Below are 21,559 nucleotides of genomic sequence, written 5' to 3'. Positions count from 1 at the left end.
GTTCCCTATCGTACTCCTGTCCTGACCCCATGAAAATCCGTCGGTTACTCCCCGTTCCTTTCTTCTGTCTTCTTCTTTTCCAGTGCGCCCGGCTTTCGTTCAACGAGGTCAGCGTAGTGGGCCGCAACTTCGACGATGAAGTACAGCAGACGCAGAACCTGACGTTTACCTTCAATAAAAACGTTGGTCCCGCGGCCGCGCTCGACGAATGGGACTCGACCCAGTACGTACGGTTCATTCCGGCCGTTCGGGGTAAGTTCAAGTGGGTGGCTCCCAACGAACTGATCTTCTCACCCGCTACCGCCTTCGATGCGGCCACCGACTACCGGGCCGAACTGACCGACCAACTGCTGAACCAGGCAACCGACAGGGACATGAAGGTTTCGAGCGAAGAAATCGCTTTTCACACGCCCTATCTGCAACTGACCAGCACCGAAACCTGGTGGGCCAAAGCGCGCGAAACCGGACAGCCCGTTGCCCGTACCCGGCTGAACTTCAACTACCCCATCAGTGCGGGCGAAGTAGCCGGTAAAGTAACCGTCAGCACCGACGACAAAGGCCTCCCGACGCAGCTCAGCGCCAGCGAGGCCGGCAGCAGCGTTGTTATGACCCTCATGAACGCGCCCGCCGTCCGGAACGAGCAGCCGCTTCAACTGAAAATCGACAAGGGGCTGAAAGTAGCCAACACGGCTTATGTCAGTAAGGATGTTATTGACGAAACGGCCTCGTTACCTGCCCAGACCAGCGTTGACGTGGTAGATGTTCAGACGCGTTTCGAAGCCAGCCGAACGGGCGGCCCAGCGGGGGTTGTTCGGGTTATCACCACCCAGGAGCTGCAACCGGCCGATGCGGGCTCGGGCGGGCTGAGCCAGTACTACACCATTCAGCCACAGGTCGAAACAACGGCCGAACTGACCGAGAACGGCTTCATCATCCGGGGTAATTTTACCGAAACCGACACCTATGTACTGACGCTGACCGATCAGATCCGCGGTACCCTGGGCACCCGACTCAGCGAGCCCGTTACCAAAGATCTGTTTTTCGGGAAGATGCCCGCCAGCATTGCGTTCGCCAGTCAGAAAGCCCTGTATTTATCCTCGAAAGGGTCGCGAAACGTTGGGCTGAACATCGTCAACGTGCCGAAGGTGCAGGTCAAAATTGCCAAACTGTACGAGAATAACCTGCTCAACTATTTCCGGTCGTACCGCTACGAACAGTACGCCGAGAAAGGCGATGGCTCCTGGGGCCCAACCGGCAGCTACAGCTACAACGGCGATGACGAAAACGACCTCAGCCAGGTGCTGGTCAGCAAAACCGTCGACACCGAAGACCTGCCTAAGGTGCGGGGCGTTTCGGCGCTCAACATTGCCCTGCCCGATCAGAACAACAACTTCAAGGGTGTTTATCTGGTATCGGTCGGCTCCAAAGACGAAGCCTATCTGCAAAGCACGCAGCTGGTTTCGGTATCGGATATTGGCCTGGTCGCTCACCAGACCGATACCGACGTGCTGGTCTGGGCCAACTCCATCCGAACGGCCGAACCGCTGCAGAATGTAGAAGTAACCCTCGTCAGCAGCAACAACCAGTCGGTCTATACACTCACCACCGACGGCAGCGGCTTTGCCCGCTTCGAGAAAGTATACGAGAAAGCCCCCGGCTTCACGATCCGGATGATCACCGCCCGAACCGACAGCAAAGCAACCGACGGGGGCGACTTCAATTTCCTCTTCCTGCCCGACGCCCAGGTAGAAACATCACGCTTCGAAGTAGAAGGCAAACGTGATAACCCCTCGGGTTTCGACGCCTTCGTCTACGGCGACCGCGACATCTACCGCCCCGGCGAAACGATTCATATCAATACCCTGGTTCGGTCGCTGGCGTGGCAGAGCGTGGGCGAGATTCCGGTGCTGATCCGGCTGCTGGCGCCCAATGGCCGCGAGGTACGGGCGTTCCGCAAAACAACCAATGCCCAGGGCGCGGTGTCGACCGACATCCCCCTCGACCCGGCCGCCGTTACGGGCAGCTATACCATCGAAATCCTGAACGCCAACAACGTACTGCTGACCGCCCAGCCCATCAGCGTCGAAGAGTTTGTACCCGACCGCATCAAAGTCGACGTGCTGACCGACCGCACCAGGTATCAATCGGGCCAGACCATCACCCTGTCGGCCACGGCTATGAACCTGTTTGGCCCGCCCGCCAGCGACCGGTCGTACGAAATGGAATTTCAGCTCAAACGAAAAACCTTCGCGCCCAAAGGCTTCGAGGACTATTCGTTTGCCATTCCCAGCGGGCAGGCGGGGGCGCCCGGCACCTTTCCGAAAGAGGTACGGCAGGGCAAAACCAACGCCAACGGGCAGGCCACCGAACGCTTCCAGATTCCGGCCACCTACCAGGACATTGGCCTGCTGGAGGGTAAGCTCTTCGTAACGGTATTCGACGAAAACGGGCGACCCGTAAACCGGCTTCGGCGTTTCGAGGTACAGACCCAGCCGGTTCTCTTCGGCATACGCCTGGCCGACTCGTACGTAACGACCAACTCTCCCCTGGCCGCCGAACTGGTAGCGGTCGATGCCAGCGGTTCGCTGCGCCCGTCGGCATCGGCCAGCGTGGAGGTCGTTCGGTTCGACTACCAGACCGTAATCGAAAAACAGGAAAACGACCAGATCAAATACACGACCAAAAAGCGCGAGAAAACGGTCTATACCAACACCCTGCTCTTCAAAGGGGGCAAAGCCTCGTTCCGCTACGTGCCAACGGTATCGGGCGAGTACGAAATCCGGGTCCGGCGCCCGGGTGCGTCGGCCAGCGGGTACGCAGCCACGCCGGTCTACGCCTACGGTTACGGCAGCACCTCGGCTTCGTCGTTTGAGGTCAGTCAGGAAGGGCAGGTGCTGATGACCCTCGACAAACCCGCCTACCAGACCGGCGACAAAGCCAAAATTCTGTTCAAAGCCCCCTTCGACGGGAAGCTGCTGGTAACCATCGAGCGCAACCGGGTCATGGAGCAGCAGTGGCTGACGACCAACAACAAGTCGGCCGAGTGGAGCTTCGCGGTTGGTGCCGACCACCTCCCGAATGTGTACGTAACGGCCACGCTGATCCGGGCCATGGACAACACGAACCTACCGCTCACCGTAGCCCACGGTTTTGCGCCGATACCCGTAACGGACAACAGCACCCAGCTGCCTGTTGCGATTACGGCCGCTACCCAGTCGCGCTCCAAAACGAAGCAGACCATCCGCATCAAAACAGCCCGCAACGCACAGGTAACGGTCGCCGTTGTGGACGAAGGCATCCTGCAGCTGAAAAACTTCAAAACCCCCGATCCGCACGGGTTCTTCTACCAGAAACGCGCCCTCGAAGTCAGCAGCCACGACCTGTACGCCCTGCTCTACCCTGAACTATCGCTGCGCTCGGCATCGAGCGTAGGGGGCGATGGTTACGATCTCGAACGGCGGGTCAACCCGCTCAGCAACGGCAGGGTCAGGCTGGTAGCGCTCTGGAGCGGCATTCTGGAAACCGGCCTCGACGGCGAAGCCGAGTTTACGGTCGATGTCCCCCAGTTTTCGGGCGATCTGCGGGTAATGGCCGTAGCGTACAAAGACAACGCCTTTGGCTCGGCCAACACGAATATGAAAGTGGCCGACCCGATCGTTATCAGCACCGGCTTACCGCGCTTTCTGACCCCCGGCGATCAGCTCGACCTGTCGGTCAACCTCAGCAACACGACCACGCAGGCCGCCGTCGTAACGGCCCGGCTCGGCCTGAGCGGCCCACTCTCAGCCGACAGCCTCACCACCCGAAAACTAACCATTGCGCCGGGTCGCGAGAGCCGGCTGACGTTCGGAATCGCGGCCAAACAAGCCATAGGTGCCGGAGCCGTAACGATTACCGTTACGGGTGTGGGGGCGTCGTTGCGCGGAGAAACCTTTACCGAGAAAACCGACATCACCGTGCGGCCGGGCGCTTCTCTGCAAAAAACTACTGCTTCGGGTGCCGTAGCGGCCGGGAAATCAGCCACCATCAACCTAGCAGGCAATGGTTTTCTGCCCGGTACCGCCCGGGCCAGCCTGACCCTCAGCCGATCGCCGGTGGCGCAGTACGGCCGTGAGCTATCGTTCCTGCTAGGCTACCCACACGGTTGTCTGGAGCAAACCATTTCAAAAGCGTTTCCGCAGCTTTACTTCGCTGACCTGACCAGGCAGGTGGCAACCAACACCTATTTTGTCCGCACCGGCGACAGCGACCTGAACCCGGCCACCAACGTGCAGCAGGCCATCCAGAAGATTGGGAGTTTACAGGCCGCCAGCGGTGGGTTTTCGATGTGGCCCGGGATGGAAGGCACCAGCGTAGACGCCTGGGCTACGGCCTACGCGCTGCATTTTCTGGTCGAAGCAAGTCAGGCGGGTTACGAAGTTTCGCCGGCAGTGACCAGTAAAGCGATCGACTACCTCACCAACCTGGCCAACCAGCCGGCCAAAGAAGAGCAGGTAGCCTACGATGAAACCGGCGGCCGGACGGTTCGGTCGGTGACCAGCCGAACCAGTTTGTACAGCCTGTACGTACTGGCGCTGGCTGGCAAGCCCAACCGGTCGGCCATGAACTACCATAAACAGAATGCAGCTGCCCTTACCACCGACAGCCGTTACCTGCTGGCTTCGGCCTTCGTTCGTACCGGCGACACCCGATCGGCTGCGGCTCTGTTGCCCAAACGCTATACGGATACCATGACCGGCCGCGAAACCGGTGGCAGTTACGCATCACCCCTGCGCAATCTGGCCCTGTCGCTCGATGCCCTCGTAGCTACGGATCGGGATAACCTTCAGATTCCGGCCCTGGCCCGGCAGCTGACAACGGCCCTCCGCCAGAGTCAGTATCTGAATACTCAGGAAGCGGCCTTTGCTTTTCTGGCGCTCGGCAAGCTGGCCCGGCAGAACGCGGGCAGTACCGCCACGGCTACCGTATCGGCAGGGGGTAACTCGCTGGGCACGTTGGCTGCCGACTACCTGAACCTCAAACGGGTACCGGTTGGTCAGCCGATCAGCCTGAACGCCAAAGGTACCGGCAACGTATACTACTTCGCGGCCAGCGAAGGCGTACCGGCCTCGGGGCAGGTAACCGAAGAAGATAACGGCCTGCGGGTTCGGCGGACCTATCTGAACCGCGACGGCGCCCCCATCAGCGAAGCCCGGCAGAACGATCTGGTTGTTGTGCGGGTATCGGTAGCGAGTACCAGCGGGCTGGCCGTCGACAATGTAGTTGTGACCGACCTGCTGCCGGCCGGGCTGGAGGTAGAAAACCCGCGTTTGACCGAACAGCGCGATCTGAGCTGGGTCAAAGGAGCCAGCACCCCGCAGCATTTCGACCTGCGCGACGACCGCATCAACTTTTACACAAAAGCAACCGGTACCGAACAGGTTTTCTACTACCTCGCCCGCGCCGTGTCGAAAGGTCGGTTTGTGGTGGGTCCGGTTTCGGCAGATGCCATGTATAACCACGAGTATCGGAGCTATAACGGGGCGGGTACAATAACAATCAGGTAAGCGCTTTCCAGTTGACGGAACCCTTGTTTGTATCCTGATCCGGGGGCTACCGAACACAACCGGCATCCCCCGGGTACGTGTGATGCCACGGGACTATACTCTACGGTTACCGTAGAGAAAAATCCTAACATTTACGTATGTGTCAGGGTTTATAGGTCTGCAAGCGGGTTGGTATGTTTTTTGACCTGTGCAGACTGATCTTACCAACAAAACTCAACGCAACGATATGAAACGAAGGACATGGGTAGTTGCCTCCCTGCTGGCTGCTACCGTAGGTTTATCTTCCTGCGCCACCGTAGAAGGGTGGCTCTATGGCGACTCGAACGCCAGCCGGCAGGAAATGGTACGCAATGACCGCAACGCCCGCGGCCGAACCGCCGACTACCGTCGGGATGAGGACGATCGCAACGATCGGCAAACCTCGTATAACGACCGCAACCGTTCCAGCCGCGACCGCGACAATGATCGCGACAGCGAGCGGGGCGAAGGTATCTTTAGCCGCAACCGGAACAACCGGAACGACGAGCGGCTGAGCCAGAACGACTTCCGCAACAGCCGCTCGTACAACAACCGGTACCGCGATGCTGACAGTGACTACGACCGCCCGAGCCGTATGTCGGGGGGCAGTTCGTATAATAACCGCTATTCCTCAGATGATCGGGACGACCGCGACAGTCAGTATGACGACCGCGACGATGACCGGTACAGCCGGTACGACGATCGCAACGACAGCCGCTACAGCGACCGGGACGACCGCGACCGCTACAGCAGCCGTTCAGATTACGACAGCTATCGCTCGCGTGATGACCGGGATTCGTACAGCGACCGCGATCGCAGCCGGTATGACGACCGGAACCGGGATCAGTACAGCGACCGCCGTTCAGACGACCGCTACGACGACCAGCGCAGTCGCGACCGCTACGATGACCGGGATAACCGTCGCGACGACCGCGACAACGATCGTTACAGCCGACGGGATGACCGAAACGACGATCGTGACAGCAGCCGAAACGATGACCGCGACAACCGCCGGGAAGATCGCCGGAACGACGACCAGGATAACCGCCGGAACGACGACCGCGATAGTCGCGACGATCGGGATAACAGAAGTGGCATAGCCGGTATCTTCAACAGCCGTAACGACCGCAACGAGGCCGGCGATCGCGACGACAGCCGGACCAACAACCGCCGGGACGACCGGAATGACCGCGACCGGATGGACGATCGGTCAGACCGGGATAACGACCGGAACAGCCGTCGAAACCGCGACAACGACAGCGATTTTGAACGCGACCGGCGCGACCTGGCCGACCGCATCGACGAGCAGATGGACAAACTGGACGACCAGCTCGACGAAGCCAAAGAAGAAGTAAAAGGTGAAAGCAAGAAAGCCCGCAAGGAGCGCGAAGACCGTGTTAAAGACCTTGAAGACAAGCGTCGTCAACTGACCGATTCGTACTATAAAGTGCAGCGGGCGGGTGAAGATGACTTCAAGAAAGTAAAACGCGAAGTGAACCGCTCCGTCGACGACGTTGAAGAAGCGCTCGAAAAACTGGTCGATAAGATGAAGAAGTAATCAGCCAGAAACAACTCCGGAAGAAGCCGGCTCGCAGGAGTCGGCTTTTTTCATTACAGGAACTACCTTTGCCGCATGGCTTTGATTAAACCTGTACGCGGCATAGAGCCGCAGGTCGGCAATAACTGCTGGTTTGCCGACAACGCCACCCTGGTTGGTGACGTAACTATGGGAGATGACTGTACGGTCTGGTTCAACGCCGTTGTGCGGGGCGATGTCAACCGCATCCGCATCGGCAACCGGACCAATATTCAGGACGGAGCCGTTATTCACTGCACCTACCAGAAATACGCCACGACCATTGGTAACTCGGTCAGTATTGCCCATAATGCCGTTGTACACGGCTGCACGATCGAAGATCGGGTGCTGATCGGCATGGGGGCTATCGTCATGGACGGCGCGGTGGTCGGAACAGGCAGCATCATTGCGGCTGGCGCCATCGTCACCCAGCATACGGTCGTTCCGCCCGGCTCCATTTATGCCGGCAACCCAGCCCGTTTCCTGAAAGCGGTTTCTCCGGAACAGGCCGAGATTTTTGATCGCACCGCCAATAATTACGTCATGTACGCCGAGTGGTTTAAGTAAGTATGGACGAGTTTTTCATCTACCTGCGCCTGGGTTTCGACCACATCACCGATCCCGGTGGTTACGACCATATTCTGTTCGTGATAGCGCTCTGTACGGTCTATACCCTCCAGCAATGGCGGCAGGTACTGGTGCTGGTCACTGCCTTTACCATTGGTCACTCCATCACGCTGGCCCTGGCTACCTTACAACTGATCGACTACAGCACGGCGCTCATCGAGCTGCTGATTCCGGTTACGATCCTGATCACGGCCATAACCAACCTGTTTTATCAGGAACCCCGCTCCCGGCTGCAATCCACCACCCCGTCGCCCAATCGCTACTGGCGGTACGGCCTGGCTCTGGTCTTCGGGCTGATCCACGGCATGGGCTTCTCCAACTACCTGCGCAGCCTGCTCGGCCGCGAAGTCAGCATTGTTCAGCCGCTGCTGGCGTTTAACATCGGGCTGGAGCTGGGGCAGCTGCTCATTGTAACGCTGGTTCTGGCCATTGCCTTCGTGGTGCTGGATATCCTTCGGCGGAGCCGGCTCCGGTGGGTACTGGTCGTTTCAGGAATCGTGGCCGGCATGGCTATTTCCCTGATTCTGAACAATGAGTTAGTAGCGGGCAAGTAGCTACGCGGTTCATGAACCCGATGATTATATGCGGCTATATAGAAAAAGCGCAATGGGCATATTACGCTTTTTCTATAATTTTACTCTCCTAATCCAAATTCTGACAAACTCACTTCATGCAAAAGATAATTTTGCTGGCGATCGGTGTTTCCATCGGATTCACAACGGCGCAGGCACAGGCGCCATCAGCGCCAACTCAGAAGGCCAACACCCGTTTTGAGCAACTCGGGCCTATGCTGCCCACCCCCAATACCTTCCGTACCGCTTCAGGCGCTCCCGGCAAAGACTATTTCCAGAACCGCGCCGACTATGACATCAAAGCCGAACTCGACGATACCAAACAACGGATAACGGCTTCGGAGAACATCACATACCAGAACAACTCATCCGACGCCCTTCGCTACCTCTGGCTCCAGCTCGACCAGAACCTCTTTAAGCCCGATGCCGACGGCAATACCACCGAAACCAACAGCATCAACGCCGAACGGGGCGCGTCGCCCGGCCAGCTGGACCCCAGCGCTGCGCTGCGGAACAAGGAGTACGGCTATACAATCACATCGGTACGCGATGCGGCTGGTAAAGCGCTGAAGTACACGATTAACCAGACCATGATGCGCATCGACCTGCCCACGCCCCTGGCGCCCGGCAAGTCGGTTTCGTTTGCGATCGACTGGAATTTTAATATCGTCGACGCCAAATCCGTTGGGGCTCGTTCGGGCTACGAGTTCTTCCCGAAAGACGGCAACTACGTATACGAGATAGCGCAGTGGTTTCCGCGGCTTTGCGCCTATGACGATGCAAATGGCTGGCAGAACAAACAGTTTCTGGGGCAGGGTGAGTTTACCCTTATCTTCGGCAATTACAAAGTGGCCATCACCGTTCCGAACGACCACGTAGTAGGCGCCAGCGGTGAACTTCAGAACCCGTCGCAGGTGCTGACCGCTGCGCAGCTGACCCGCTGGAACAGCGCCAAAGCCAAAGGTGACAAACCCGGCGAAAATCCGGTACAGATCGTAACCCCGGCCGAAGCCGAAGCCGCCGAAAAAGCCAAGCCGACCGGCAAGAAAACCTGGATCTACAAAGCCAATAACGTACGCGATTTCGCCTTCGCAACCAGCCGTAAGTTTATCTGGGACGCCCTCCAGCCCAACGTAGGTGGCAAGCGCGTATGGGCCATGTCGCTCTACCCCAAAGAAGCCAATCCGCTCTGGGGCCAGTACTCGACCCGGCTGGTGGCGCATACCCTGCGTTCCTACTCGCGCCGTACGTTCGACTATCCCTATCCCGTAGCCTACTCCGTACACGGCCCCATTGGCGGTATGGAGTACCCCATGATCTCGTTCAACGGCGCCCGTCCGCTGGCCGATGGTACCTATTCGCAGGGAACCAAGAACTTCCTGATTTCGGTGGTGATCCACGAAGTAGGGCACAACTTCTTCCCCATGATCGTCAACTCCGACGAGCGCCAGTGGTCCTGGATGGACGAAGGCCTGAACAGCTTCCTCGAAGGGCTGGCCTGCCTGGAGTGGGATCCCGATTTTCCGGCCCGGGGTATCGAACCGCAGTACATTGTCCCCTACATGCAGCTCGACTCTACGCAGCAGGTGCCCATCATGAGCAGTTCCGACAATATTCTGCCCAACACCTTTGGTCCCAACGCCTACAGCAAACCTGCCACGGCGCTCAACATCCTGCGCGAGACGGTGATGGGCCGCGAACTCTTCGATTACGCCTTCAAGGAATATTCCCGCCGGTGGATGTTCAAGTCGCCCACGCCCGCCGATTTTTTCCGGACCATGGAAGATGCCTCGGGTGTTGACCTCGACTGGTTCTGGAAAGGCTGGTTCTACGGTGTTCAGCCCGTCGATCAGTCGCTGGTAAAGGTAGACTGGTTTCAACCCGCCAGCCAGAACCCCGAAGTAACGAAGGCCGAAGCACGGGCGGCTGCCCAGCGCCGGGCTAATACCATCAGCAAACAGCGCGATGCGGCTACCAAAGATCAGAGCGTGGTGGCTCAGGACAGCACCATGAAGGACTTCTACAACTCCTACGACCCCTACGCCGTTACCGACGAAGACAAGAAGAAGTATCAGGACTACCTGGCCACCCTCACCCCCGACGAGCGGAAACTGGCCGAAGCGGGCACCAACTTCTATACCTTGTCGCTGAAAAACAAAGGCGGGATACCCATGCCCGTGATCGTACGGATGCAGTTCGAAGACGGCACTGACTCGGTAGCCCGCTTCCCGGCCGAAATCTGGCGCTTCAACGATGTTCAGATTCGGAAAGTCATTACCACCAGCAAGAAAGTGACCCAATGGACGCTTGACCCCTACCGGGAAATTGCGGATATCAATACCGACGACAACAGCTTCCCGGCCCTGGCCGAGCCAAGCCGTTTCCAGCTGTTCAAGCAGCAGCGGGGGGGCGGAGCAACCGCGCCGAACCCCATGCAGCAGCAACGCCAAAGCCAGTCGACACCCCCGCGTCCTGCCGTTCAGGGAAGCGGTCGAAACTAGAACCAAACAACCTGCAGCAAACTATGAGAAAAATCCTTCTTTCCTGCCTGGCCCTCTGGTCGGCAACCGTACTGGCGCAGCAACCCGCTCCAACGCAGAACGCCAACTCGCGTTTTGAGCAGCTCGGGCCCATGCTCCCAACGCCCAACACCTTCCGTACGGCCGCGGGCGCTCCCGGCAAAGATTACTTCCAGAACCGCGCCGACTACGACATCAAGGTCGAACTCGACGATGCCAACCAGAAGATCATCGGTTCTGAAACGGTCACCTACCACAACAACTCGACCGACGTACTGCCTTACATCTGGCTCCAGCTCGACCAGAACCTGTTTGCCAAAGGCTCGACCGGCAGCGTAACCCGCACCGGTGGCGTGAGCGAAAACGGCATGAGTTTCGCCCAGTTGCAGAACCTGACCTCGGTTCGTGAGCGGAGCAACACCCAGGCTACCGACAAGTACGGCTACAAGATCACGGCCGTTACCGATGCCAAATCGCGCACGCCCCTGAAGTACACCATCAACCAGACTATGATGCGTATCGACCTGCCGGCCCCCCTCAAGCCAGGCACCAGTTACTCATTCAACATTGACTGGAACTACTTCATTACGGAGTACTACGGCCGCAGTGGCTACGAGTTTTTCCCGAAAGACGGTAACTCCAACTACTTCATTGCCCACTGGTTTCCGCGTTTGTGCGCCTATAGCGACGTAAATGGCTGGCAGAACAAGCAGTTTCTGGGGCAGGGTGAGTTTACCCTCATTTTCGGCAACTACAAAGTGGCCATCACTGCCCCTGCCGACCACATCGTCGGTTCTACCGGCGAATGTCAGAACTACAAGCAGGTGCTCACGGCGGCTCAGCAAAAACGCATGGCTCAGGCCGCGAACTCAAAAACGCCGGTCGTCATCGTAACCCAGGCCGAAGCCGAAGCCGCCGAAAAAGCCAAGCCAACCGACGTAAAAGCGAAGAAGACCTGGATTTACAAAGCCGACAACGTACGTGATTTTGCGTTCGCCAGCAGCCGTAAATTCATCTGGGACGCCATGCAAACCGACGTATACGGCGACGGTCGTAAGATCTGGAGCATGTCGTTCTATTCGAAAGAAGGCAACCCGCTCTGGGGCCAGTACTCGACCCGCGTCGTAGAACACACGCTCAAATCGTACGGCAATCGTACCATCAAGTACCCGTATCCGGTGGCAATCTCGTGTCATGCTACGGCAGGTGGCGGCATGGAATACCCCATGATCTCGTTCAACGGCGGTCGGCCCGAGCCCGATGGCACGTACTCCGAGCGCACCAAAGCCGGTATGATCGGCGTAATTATCCACGAAGTAGGGCACAACTTCTTCCCCATGATCGTCAACTCCGACGAGCGCCAGTGGACCTGGATGGACGAAGGGCTGAACACGTTCTGTCAGTATCTGGCCGAAAAAGAATGGGATTATAACTTCCCGACAAGCCGGGGTGAGCCGCAACAGATTGTCGACTACATGAAGTCTGACAAGTCGGTACTGTCGCCCATCATGACCAGCTCCGACAACGTTATCAGCCTCGGTCCCAACGCCTATGCCAAGCCCGCCACGGCGCTCAACATCCTGCGCGAAACGGTCATGGGCCGCGAACTCTTCGACTACGCCTTTAAGGAATACGCGCGCCGGTGGGCCTTCAAGAGCCCCGAGCCAGCCGACTTCTTCCGGACGCTGGAAGATGCCTCGGGCGTTGACCTCGACTGGTTCTGGAAAGGCTGGTTCTACGGCGTTGAGCCCGTTGATCAGGATTTGGTAGAGGTAGACTGGTTCCAGGTCGACAACCAGGATCCGGTTGTGGCCAAAGCAGCCGCTCGTGAAGCCGCCCAGCGCCGGGCCAATACCATCAGCAAACAGCGCGATGCGGCTACCAAAGACAAAAGCGTGGTGGCTCAGGACAGCACCATGAAGGACTTCTACAACGCCTACGATCCTTACGCCGTTACCGACGCCGATAAGAAGAAGTATCAGGATTACCTGGCTACGCTGAGCGAAGAAGAGCGCAAAACGCTGGAAACAAACACGAAGACTAACTTCTACACCCTCTCGCTGAAGAACAAGGGGGGCGTACCGATGCCTGTCATTGTACGGATGCAGTTTGAAGATGGCACCGACTCGGTGGCCCGCTTCCCGGCCGAAATCTGGCGCTTCAACGACGTTCAAATCCGGAAAGTCGTTGCCACCAGCAAGAAAGTAACCCAGTGGACGCTGGACCCCTATCAGGAAATCGCCGACATCGACACCGAGAACAACTCGTTTCCGCGTTCGTCGCAACCGACCCGCTTTCAGCTGTTTAAGCAGCAGCAACGGGGTGGTGGAGCCCCCCCGAACCCCATGCAGCAGCAACGGCGCACTACGCCCCCGCCCGCCGTACAGGGTACCGGCCGGAATGAGTAGAGGCTGACCAAAGCCAAATGCGCAATGGATATTGATGAGTATCGCTCAATATCCATTGCGCATTTGGCTTTATTAATTACCTTTGCAGACCTCATTCGGGATGTGGCGCAGCCTGGTAGCGTGCTTGCATGGGGTGCAAGAGGTCGTGGGTTCGAATCCCGCCATCCCGACTTAGTTGAAAAGCCAATCGATCCGATTGGCTTTTTTTGTATCCATACCGCAGGGATTTGTCTGGGTGGCCTCGGTTACTACGACCTGTCAGGCCAACAAAAAAGGCACCCGTAGGTGCCTCTCTCACAATCTATAGAAACTTGACCAAGCCTATTCTGTACGTCCTGCCTGCACCGGTTCGTAATCGATCAGGTCGGTAGCCAGATTGGTTCCCTGCCACAACGACAACGCGGCATGAGCGACCAGCACAACCGACAGAAATACGGCCACCAGTTTACCAATCAACGGCATAGATAGCCCCGGCAGTAATACTAAACCCATCAAGCCGGCAAAAACAATAAAAACAGTAATGGTGGTGGTACGGTAGCTGCTCATGGTCGTTTCCAGTGAATGGTTTGGGAATGATGGAGGGAGTGAAACTCCTGTTTCTTTTGACGATACAAACATCTCGTTACCGGATTAAGATGACGTTTAGTTCGGGTTAAAGTAGGGTTAAAGTTGTTAGACTGCGCCGTTTGCAATTCGTCATCTGAGCCGGAGAGAATATCCAGGTTTTACAGTCGCAAACCTGCCCCTGGGCCATTATGCCCATTACAGGCAACGCTTCTGCGAAAAAATATAGGGTACATCGTGTGGATTCTGATACTGGTACGCATCTAAAAGGCATAGCTCTGGCTGGACAAACGAGTAGGGAGCATCAACCTTAACAATTATTTTATGAAGAGAGCCCCGCCCAAACCCGTTGAATGTAGCTCACTCATAGCCATACAATTGTACTTCGGACGGTTGAAAAACAAGGCTTTACCGCAGGAGAGGGTCATTCAGGAGCATTTGTAGTCAGTCGAATATATCCAAGTATTTGTTGATGGATTGCCATTAGAATGAAAATTTTGGATAATAGGGATGCGTTGTATTCATCGGAAAAACTATAGTTTTGTGGAGGTTTCGATCGCTTGCGGTCAAATTTTTGACTGACAAAACCCAAACAATCTAAAATTTTCACTTTTTTTACCGGGCAAACCAACTTTTAATTTTAACCCTACAGTCCAGTTCCAATGAAAACACAAACACCCTCTCCAGCACCAGCCAAAGCAGCTGCACCTAAGAAGAAGTCGGGCGGTCTGAATCCAGCACTCGTGATTCCGGTTCTGCTGTTGATCGGTATCCTGACGTACATGTTTGTCTTCGGCGATGGTAGCCACTTCCAGGAAGGCGACAATACGAAAGAGCCGCTCCCAGGCGATTACTTCGGGACTGTGTACAAGGGCGGTTTTATCGTGCCGATCCTGTTCACATGTTTCCTGACGGTGTTGGTGTTCTCGATTGAGCGCTTCATTACCATCGGCCGCGCCAATGGCTCAGGTTCGATTGATGACTTCGTTCGGAAGGTGAAGAGCCAACTCGACCGCAACGACGTATCGGGCGCTATTGCCGAGTGCGATCGTCAGAAAGGTTCGATCGGTAACGTAGTAAAGACCGCCCTGCTGAAATACCAGCAGCTGTCGACCGACACCGAACTGAACAAAGAACAGAAACTGGTTGCGCTGCAGAAAGAAGTAGAAGAAGCGACGACGCTTGAACTGCCAATGCTCGAGAAGAACCTGACGATCATTGCTACGCTGGCTTCGGTTTCGACGCTGATCGCCCTGCTCGGTACGGTACTTGGTATGATCCGGGCTTTCGCAGCTATGGGTGCTACTGGCCAGCCTGATACGGCTGCTCTGTCGACGGGTATCTCGGAGGCCCTTGTAAACACGGCTCTGGGTATCGGTACGGCTGCTATCGCTACGATCATGTACTCGTACTTCACCAGCCGGATCGACGTACTGACGTACAACATCGACGAAATCGGTCTGAGCATCCAACAGAATTTCGCAGCTCACTACTAGGCCATACGCGCTTAGGTGACGTTTTCATTAGCCAGTCTGCCCAGCAGATTCGCAGAAACAGATTAAAATATGCCAGCAGTTAAAATCAAACGTGCTAGTTCTTCGGTGGACATGACGGCGATGACTGATGTGGCGTTCCTGTTGCTGACGTTCTTTATTCTGACGGCCCAGTTCCGGGCCCAGGATGCCGCCAGCATTGAAACCCCTTCGTCGATCTCCGGGATCAAAGTCCCTGATAAGAATATCATGACCATCGGCCTGGGTAAAGACGGCAAGGTTTATTTCGGTATCGACAACCAGCAGGAACGCATGGAAATGCTGGAAAATGTCGCGGCAGCAAAAGGCATTACCTTCTCGCCAAACGAGAAAAAAGAGTTTGCTCTGATGTCAAACTTCGGTATGCCCATCGCGCAGTTGAAGCAGTATCTGAACCTGTCGAAAGAACAGCAGGGGAAGATCAAGCAGCCAGGTATTCCGACCGATTCGACCGGTGCCGGTGCGAACAATGAACTGAAAGATTGGGTGTTCAACTCAAGAAAGGCCAATAACGACCTGCGGATCGCTCTGAAGGGGGATAACCTCGCCAAGTTTCCGGAGTTCAAGAACGTGTTGGCTACGCTCCAGGCGCAGAATATCAACAAATTCAACCTGATCACGGGCACGGAAGCGCCCCCGGCTGGTTGGAAGGCAGACTAACAACGTCTACAGCTTACGGTACCTGGCACATCGGTAGCCAGGGCCGTAAGCTGTAAACCGAAAACCAAACAAGCCATGGCAGAAATTAACACTGGCGGTGGTGGTGGACATGATGGTGGTAAGGTACGGTCCAAGAAACAGTCGACCCGCGTTGATATGACGCCGATGGTTGACCTGGGCTTCCTGCTGATCACATTCTTCATCCTGGCTACCACCCTGAGCAAGCCATCTTCGATGACGCTCAACGTGCCAGATAAAACCAAACAAGAGGAAACGGAGCCTATCAAGGCCTCTAACGTAATGACCGTTTTCCTGGGTAAAGACAACAAGGCGCATTACATTTTCGGTAAGGCGGCTAACGAAGACCCAGAGCTGAAGACGGTTGGCTACGGGTATGAATTCCGGCAGGCCATTCAGGAAAACGCCCGCAAAGTAGGCAGTGACAAATTTGTCGTGGTTATCAAGCCAACCAAAGAGTCGACCTACAAGAACATGGTCGACGTGCTGGATGAGATGGCCATTACGAAAACCAAACGGTACGCGCTGGTTGACCAGTTGACCGCGGATGAGAAAACCCTTCTCAAAGACAAAGTTAAAATAGACGCATAACACCATGGCAGAAACTCCCAAAAACGCAACACTGGATGATATAGTGTTTGCCAACCGGAACCAGGCGTATGGTGCGTACGATCTGCGGAAAGCGTATCCAAAGACCGTTACCCGTGCGTTAATCATCGGTGGTGTGCTGTTTACGCTTGGCGTACTGGCCCCAACGATCATTACAGCCCTGACTCCGGAAGTTGAAGAACAGGCAATGGTTGAGGTGGACCTTATGAAGCTCCCCCCCCCGCCAATTGACCCCAACGAACCACCGCCACCGCCACCACCGCCGGTAGAAGTACCGAAGGTGAATACGGTTAAATTCCTTCCGCCGGAAGTTAAGCCCGACGAGGAAGTACCCGAAGAAACACCACCGCCGGCCGTTGAAGAGCTGAAAGAAGCCGTCGCTGCCGAAAAAACCCAGGAAGGTGACCCTAACGCTGAAGAGGTAATTGCTGCCCCCGAAGCGAGTGCCGGCCCAACCAAGGTAGAGGTAGCCGTTGAAGCAGCTCCCAAAGAAGAAGAAATCTTTACGGTGGTTGAACAGCAGCCCGAATTCCAGGGTGGTATGGCCGCACTTGGTCAGTTCCTGCAGAAAAACCTGCGTTATCCGGCTGCGGCTCAGCGTGCAAACGTATCGGGCCGGGTATTTGTAAGCTTCGTTGTTAATACCGACGGTAGTATCCAGGATGTTCAGGTTCTGAAAGGACTGGGCTTCGGCACCGACGAAGAAGCAACCCGCGTGGTAAAAAGCATGCCGAAATGGCGTCCCGGTAAACAGTCGGGCCGTCCGGTTCGGGTAAAGTATAACCTACCGATCAACTTCACGCTGGAATAAACCAACATGCGCGGACGAAATCGTGGTCTGGCGCAGCTAACACTGTACATCGCAGTGCTGGCTTCGCTGGCATACATGGGAGGAGGCATCGCACTGATAGCCTCCTCTCAGTCTTTTGGCGTGTTCCCTGAACCGGGACCTCTCCGGTACGGAATGGCCACACTATTGCTTATTTATGGTATTTTCAGGGCCTATCGCGCCTATCAACGTTTTCAGGGACATGATTAAGCACCTTCTTTGGCTGGGCGGATTCCTGACGATGCTGTTCGGCTGTACGAACGAAGCCACCAAGCTCGACAATCCGGCACGGGGCACCATTACCGTGGCGGCTGACGAATCGTTTCGCCCACTGGTTACGCAGCTGACCTCCGCCTACGCCGGAATCTACCCCGACGCGCATTTCAAAATCGTTTTCAGACCAGAACAGGAAGCCATCAACATGATGCTCCGCGACAGCGCCCGGATTGCTTTTACCACCCGGACGCTAAAACCAAACGAGCGGGGCGTACTCAATCAACTGAAGATCAAAGGCAGTACGACCAAGATTGCCACTGACGGCGTAGCGCTGATCATCAACCGGGCCAATACCGATAGCCTGATGACTATGAACGAACTGCAGCGCCTTTTCCTGGGTCAGATAAAAGACTGGTCGCAGCTGAAAGGCGGAAACCAGTCCAGCCCGATTACGCTGGTGTTCGACAACAACAACTCCAGTAACCTGGCATCGATACTGACTAAATTCAACATAAGCGACGTAAGTAAACTACGCATCTTCACGACCCGATCGAACCGGGAGGTCATCGATTTTGTTCGTAAAAATCCGTCGGCCCTCGGTTTTATCGGTGTGAACTGGATCAGCGATGGCGACGAACCCCTTACGGCTGAATTGTCGCGCGATCTGCGGGTTGTGGGAGTCTCTGACAAGCCCAACCCTACGCAGCGGTCTGATTATTATCAGCCGTTTCAGGAAGATCTTGGTATGTTGCGCTACCCACTCCGTCGGCCGGTTTACGTACTTAGCCGGGAAGCCCATCCGGGTTTGGGCGGAGGCCTGATAAACTATGTGGCGCGGGATGCCGGTTCGCTGATCATTTACAAACTTGGACTTTGGCCTACGATCCCGTATAACCGCGAGATTAATCTGAAAAAGTCATAGTCGGAGAGCCTCAGGATGGATGGCCCCAGGGGCCCCAAGTTGTAGGTTGACGGATCGGCTTCTGGCGGGTCGATGTGGAAAATCACCCTTTTTATCATCAGCTGGAATACTAGGTTTCTCGAAAATGGAGCCAGTAGAAAGCCAGCTGACCGGCACATCGGCTCTTACTTAAAAAGTGGATTTCTGGCTTCTGAGGCTATTGTTCTTGACGTTTAATCGGTAAGTCAAACCTTTTGCTCGGAAAACAGTCTATTGTTTGGCAACTCAACTAAATAGACAAACTAAGTCTAAGTTTTTCGGTTTGTGTGCAATTTTTTAGTTTTGCCTTATGTTAACTAAACACGAAGTACTTTTTCCCATTACCAACCTGAAATACATGATGAACACCCCAAAAAAACTGCTGTTCACCATCTTGTTCGCAGGAGCGTCCTTAACTGCTCCGGTGGTAGCGCAGGATGTTCAGACAGCGCTAAAGGACATAGAAGCTGACCGTTTCCCGAAAGCGGAGCAAACGCTGACCCAACTGGCATCGAGTGCCCCTACGGCCGACAACCAGTTCTACCTCGGCTATTTCTACCTGCGTACCGGTCAGATTGATAAAGCAAAGGCTGCTTTCGAGAAAGGCGCAGCGGCCGACGGTAAAAACCAGCTCAATAATGTTGGTCTGGCCGGGGTTGCGCTGGCGAAGAAAGACCGTGCGACGGCTAAAACCCTGATCGACAATGCTGTTTCACAAACTAAAAGCAAGAACCAGGATGTTCTGATTCGTGCTGGTGAAATGTATACGCTTTCTGAAACCAATGATCCGGCCGAGGCTCTGCGTCTGCTGACCATTGCTGACGAGAAAGACAAGAAGAATGAGAACGCCGAGATCGAAATGTTGCTGGGCGACGCGTATTTCCTGAAAAATGACGGTGGTAACGCCATCACGAAATACGAGAACGCGCTGGCCGTTAGCCCGAACCTGGCTGAAGCTAATTACAAAATTGGTCGGCTTTACCTGCGTGGTAAAAACTATACCAAAGCGCAGGAGTACTTTAAGCTGGCTATCCAGAATGATCCTGAGTTTGCTCCGACCTATCTGGCTTACGCCGATGCGCTGGCTAACTCACGGGCCTATAAGAGTGCAGCCCAGAACTATGAGCTGTACGTACAGAAAAGCGGCACGAACGACCCTGAGCGCCTGCTCGACGTAGCTCGTTATCGCTTCCTGGCCCAGGATTATCAGGGGGCTACCACCTACCTCGATCAGCTGAAAGGTAAGGTGAACAACCCGATCGCTGACCGGATGTACGGTTGGGCTTACTATGGCCTGAACCAGCCCCAGCAGTCGGTAGACGCGCTGAACCGGTTTATCTCGTCGGCTCCCAACAAGGTAATCTATGACGATTACAAGTATCTGGGCCGTTCGTACGGCTTGTTGAACACCCCGGAAGCAGACTCGCTGAGCATTGTGAACCTGGAAAAAGCAGCTACGCAGGATACGACCGAGAACCTGTATCGCGATATCGCTAAGAAATACTACGATATGAAGCGGTACGACAAGGCGGCTGCCTACTACACCAAAACGATCCAGAACGACAAAAAACCGCAGAACAATGACTACCTGTGGCTGGGTCTGGCTAACTACCAGTATGCTCCGCGTGTAGGTCGGGATAGCCTGGCCGCTCCGGTCGATTCGGCTTCGATTCCGCAGGTGAAGCAATCGTACTACCTGCGTGCCGATTCAGCCTTCGCGCAGATGTCGCAGAAGATCGAAGCAGACGGCAAGAAGTATCCGCTGGCTTATTACTACCGCGCTCAGTCGATTTACTACGCCAACGCTACCGATCCGATCAAGGCTGGCGAAGCAGCTACGCCGATTTACCAGAAGTTCATTGAGCAGGCCACCGCACCTGATTCAACGGACAAAACGGATTATAAGCGTTACCTGATCACTGCCTACAAGGCACTGGCAGGCTTCAACATAGCCAAGAAGGATGATGCCAAAGCGAAAGAATATTTCGACAAGGTACTGGAGCTGAATCCGAATGATGCAGACGTGAAGAAGGCGCTGGAAGGACCTAAGGTAGCTCCGACGCCAACGACCCGACCGGGTGCAAAACCGGCTACGAAAGCACCAGCCAAGAAGAGTTCGGCCAGTAAGTAGTCCGCTTACATACATAAAGAAAAAGGCGCAGGCAAGTTGTCTGCGCCTTTTTCTTTATCCAGAAAATAAATACCCTTGGCGCTGAAGCGTGTAGGTTATTATTTTCTAAGGGGCTATCGTAACTTTGCGGGCGCAATTTTTTACAGAACGACACTACCCCGTAAGGCCGTATGCTTAACCTTGTACTGTTTGGCCCACCGGGTGCCGGAAAAGGTACCCAAAGTGAAAAGTTAATTCAGAAATACAACTTAGTACATCTGTCTACAGGAGATCTTCTCCGCTCGCAGATTGCAGCCGGTACGGAGCTGGGCATGCGGGCTAAGCAGTTGATGGACCAGGGCCTGTTGGTACCAGACGAAGTGGTGATCGGCATGATCGACTATAAACTCCGGGAGAATCAGGATGCCGCCGGCTTTATTTTCGACGGTTTTCCGAGAACAGTGCCGCAGGCGCAGGCGCTCGATCGGCTACTGGCTCAGTACAATACGCAGATCACCACCATGATTGCGCTGGTTGTTGATGATGCCGAACTGATTCGCCGACTACTGAAACGGGGAGAAACCTCAGGCAGACCCGACGATCGGGACGAAACAACGGCCCGCCGACGCGTTAGCGTATACAACAGCGAAACCGCGCCCGTAGCCGATTACTATAACCAGCAACAGAAATACATAGCCGTTGATGGCATTGGTGAGATCAGCGAAATTTTTGAACTGATCTGCCAGAATATTGAAACAGCTGTTGCAAAAACAGCGTGACCCCGCTAACCTGATCGGTCTTAAGTTCAGGAAAGC

Annotated in this window: 14 protein-coding genes and 1 tRNA gene; 14 read left to right on the top strand and 1 reads right to left on the bottom strand. The window is 55.5% G+C overall.

The window, feature by feature from the left end; genetic code table 11:
• Nucleotides 1-29 precede the first annotated feature (29 nt).
• From EQG79_RS18810 to EQG79_RS18780, 7 genes are all read left to right on the top strand, one after another.
• Nucleotides 30-5,546 (top strand): alpha-2-macroglobulin family protein, encoded by a 5,517-nt coding sequence (locus EQG79_RS18810; RefSeq protein ID WP_129603183.1) that lies wholly within the window; start codon nucleotides 30-32, stop codon nucleotides 5,544-5,546.
• A gap of 226 nt (nucleotides 5,547-5,772) precedes the next feature.
• Nucleotides 5,773-7,122, top strand: coding sequence for a sll1863 family stress response protein (locus EQG79_RS18805; RefSeq protein WP_129603181.1), 1,350 nt, complete (start codon nucleotides 5,773-5,775; stop codon nucleotides 7,120-7,122).
• Nucleotides 7,123-7,197: 75 nt separating this feature from the next.
• Nucleotides 7,198-7,707: a gamma carbonic anhydrase family protein gene (locus tag EQG79_RS18800; RefSeq protein ID WP_077923081.1), complete on the top strand. Its 510-nt coding sequence runs from the start codon at nucleotides 7,198-7,200 to the stop codon at nucleotides 7,705-7,707.
• Nucleotides 7,708-7,709: 2 nt separating this feature from the next.
• The gene (locus EQG79_RS18795; RefSeq protein ID WP_077923080.1) at nucleotides 7,710-8,321 is read left to right on the top strand and encodes a HupE/UreJ family protein; all 612 of its coding nucleotides are present in this window, start codon (nucleotides 7,710-7,712) and stop codon (nucleotides 8,319-8,321) included.
• A gap of 116 nt (nucleotides 8,322-8,437) precedes the next feature.
• Nucleotides 8,438-10,840 carry a M1 family metallopeptidase gene (locus EQG79_RS18790; protein ID WP_129603179.1) on the top strand — a complete coding sequence of 801 codons (2,403 nt, stop codon included), beginning with the start codon at nucleotides 8,438-8,440 and terminating at the stop codon, nucleotides 10,838-10,840.
• Nucleotides 10,841-10,863: 23 nt separating this feature from the next.
• Nucleotides 10,864-13,266, top strand: a complete 2,403-nt coding sequence (locus EQG79_RS18785; RefSeq protein WP_077923078.1) for a M1 family metallopeptidase — start codon at nucleotides 10,864-10,866, stop codon at nucleotides 13,264-13,266.
• A 96-nt stretch (nucleotides 13,267-13,362) separates the two neighbouring features.
• A tRNA-Pro gene (locus EQG79_RS18780) sits at nucleotides 13,363-13,436 on the top strand.
• A 151-nt stretch (nucleotides 13,437-13,587) separates the two neighbouring features.
• On the opposite strand, the gene EQG79_RS18775 is transcribed toward EQG79_RS18780, so the two are convergent.
• Complete coding sequence (locus EQG79_RS18775; RefSeq protein ID WP_129603177.1) at nucleotides 13,588-13,884, bottom strand: hypothetical protein; 297 nt, start codon at nucleotides 13,882-13,884, stop codon at nucleotides 13,588-13,590.
• Nucleotides 13,885-14,492: 608 nt separating this feature from the next.
• Between EQG79_RS18775 and EQG79_RS18770 the strand changes: the two genes are divergently transcribed.
• From EQG79_RS18770 to EQG79_RS18735, 7 genes are all read left to right on the top strand, one after another.
• A complete protein-coding gene (locus EQG79_RS18770) occupies nucleotides 14,493-15,326 on the top strand; it encodes a MotA/TolQ/ExbB proton channel family protein (protein ID WP_077923076.1) in 834 nt (277 codons plus the stop codon).
• 69 nt (nucleotides 15,327-15,395) lie between these two features.
• Nucleotides 15,396-16,022: an ExbD/TolR family protein gene (locus EQG79_RS18765; RefSeq protein ID WP_077923075.1), complete on the top strand. Its 627-nt coding sequence runs from the start codon at nucleotides 15,396-15,398 to the stop codon at nucleotides 16,020-16,022.
• 75 nt (nucleotides 16,023-16,097) lie between these two features.
• Nucleotides 16,098-16,631 (top strand): ExbD/TolR family protein, encoded by a 534-nt coding sequence (locus tag EQG79_RS18760; RefSeq protein WP_077923074.1) that lies wholly within the window; start codon nucleotides 16,098-16,100, stop codon nucleotides 16,629-16,631.
• A 4-nt stretch (nucleotides 16,632-16,635) separates the two neighbouring features.
• On the top strand, nucleotides 16,636-17,460 hold the full coding sequence (locus EQG79_RS18755) for an energy transducer TonB (protein WP_077923073.1): 825 nt from the start codon (nucleotides 16,636-16,638) through the stop codon (nucleotides 17,458-17,460).
• 220 nt (nucleotides 17,461-17,680) lie between these two features.
• A complete protein-coding gene (locus EQG79_RS18745; RefSeq protein ID WP_077923071.1) occupies nucleotides 17,681-18,616 on the top strand; it encodes a PstS family phosphate ABC transporter substrate-binding protein in 936 nt (311 codons plus the stop codon).
• Between the two features lie 376 nt (nucleotides 18,617-18,992).
• Nucleotides 18,993-20,765, top strand: coding sequence for a tetratricopeptide repeat protein (locus EQG79_RS18740; RefSeq protein WP_077923098.1), 1,773 nt, complete (start codon nucleotides 18,993-18,995; stop codon nucleotides 20,763-20,765).
• A gap of 170 nt (nucleotides 20,766-20,935) precedes the next feature.
• Nucleotides 20,936-21,523 (top strand): adenylate kinase, encoded by a 588-nt coding sequence (locus EQG79_RS18735; RefSeq protein ID WP_077923070.1) that lies wholly within the window; start codon nucleotides 20,936-20,938, stop codon nucleotides 21,521-21,523.
• Nucleotides 21,524-21,559 lie beyond the last annotated feature (36 nt).

Source organism: Spirosoma sordidisoli, from assembly GCF_004138325.1.
GTDB classification, from domain to species: domain Bacteria; phylum Bacteroidota; class Bacteroidia; order Cytophagales; family Spirosomataceae; genus Spirosoma; species Spirosoma sordidisoli.
Note: the sequence above shows the minus strand (reverse complement) of the source record. Positions and strands in the feature narration are given on the sequence as shown.

Excerpts from the sequence above, each read along its gene's own strand:
- EQG79_RS18810 (WP_129603183.1), top strand. The coding sequence starts at position 30 with ATGAAAATCCGTCGGTTACTCCCCGTTCCTTTCTTCTGTCTTCTTCTT.
- EQG79_RS18805 (WP_129603181.1), top strand. The coding sequence starts at position 5,773 with ATGAAACGAAGGACATGGGTAGTTGCCTCCCTGCTGGCTGCTACCGTA.
- EQG79_RS18800 (WP_077923081.1), top strand. The coding sequence starts at position 7,198 with ATGGCTTTGATTAAACCTGTACGCGGCATAGAGCCGCAGGTCGGCAAT.
- EQG79_RS18795 (WP_077923080.1), top strand. The coding sequence starts at position 7,710 with ATGGACGAGTTTTTCATCTACCTGCGCCTGGGTTTCGACCACATCACC.
- EQG79_RS18790 (WP_129603179.1), top strand. The coding sequence starts at position 8,438 with ATGCAAAAGATAATTTTGCTGGCGATCGGTGTTTCCATCGGATTCACA.
- EQG79_RS18785 (WP_077923078.1), top strand. The coding sequence starts at position 10,864 with ATGAGAAAAATCCTTCTTTCCTGCCTGGCCCTCTGGTCGGCAACCGTA.
- EQG79_RS18775 (WP_129603177.1), bottom strand. The coding sequence starts at position 13,884 with ATGTTTGTATCGTCAAAAGAAACAGGAGTTTCACTCCCTCCATCATTC.
- EQG79_RS18770 (WP_077923076.1), top strand. The coding sequence starts at position 14,493 with ATGAAAACACAAACACCCTCTCCAGCACCAGCCAAAGCAGCTGCACCT.
- EQG79_RS18765 (WP_077923075.1), top strand. The coding sequence starts at position 15,396 with ATGCCAGCAGTTAAAATCAAACGTGCTAGTTCTTCGGTGGACATGACG.
- EQG79_RS18760 (WP_077923074.1), top strand. The coding sequence starts at position 16,098 with ATGGCAGAAATTAACACTGGCGGTGGTGGTGGACATGATGGTGGTAAG.
- EQG79_RS18755 (WP_077923073.1), top strand. The coding sequence starts at position 16,636 with ATGGCAGAAACTCCCAAAAACGCAACACTGGATGATATAGTGTTTGCC.
- EQG79_RS18745 (WP_077923071.1), top strand. The coding sequence starts at position 17,681 with ATGATTAAGCACCTTCTTTGGCTGGGCGGATTCCTGACGATGCTGTTC.
- EQG79_RS18740 (WP_077923098.1), top strand. The coding sequence starts at position 18,993 with ATGATGAACACCCCAAAAAAACTGCTGTTCACCATCTTGTTCGCAGGA.
- EQG79_RS18735 (WP_077923070.1), top strand. The coding sequence starts at position 20,936 with ATGCTTAACCTTGTACTGTTTGGCCCACCGGGTGCCGGAAAAGGTACC.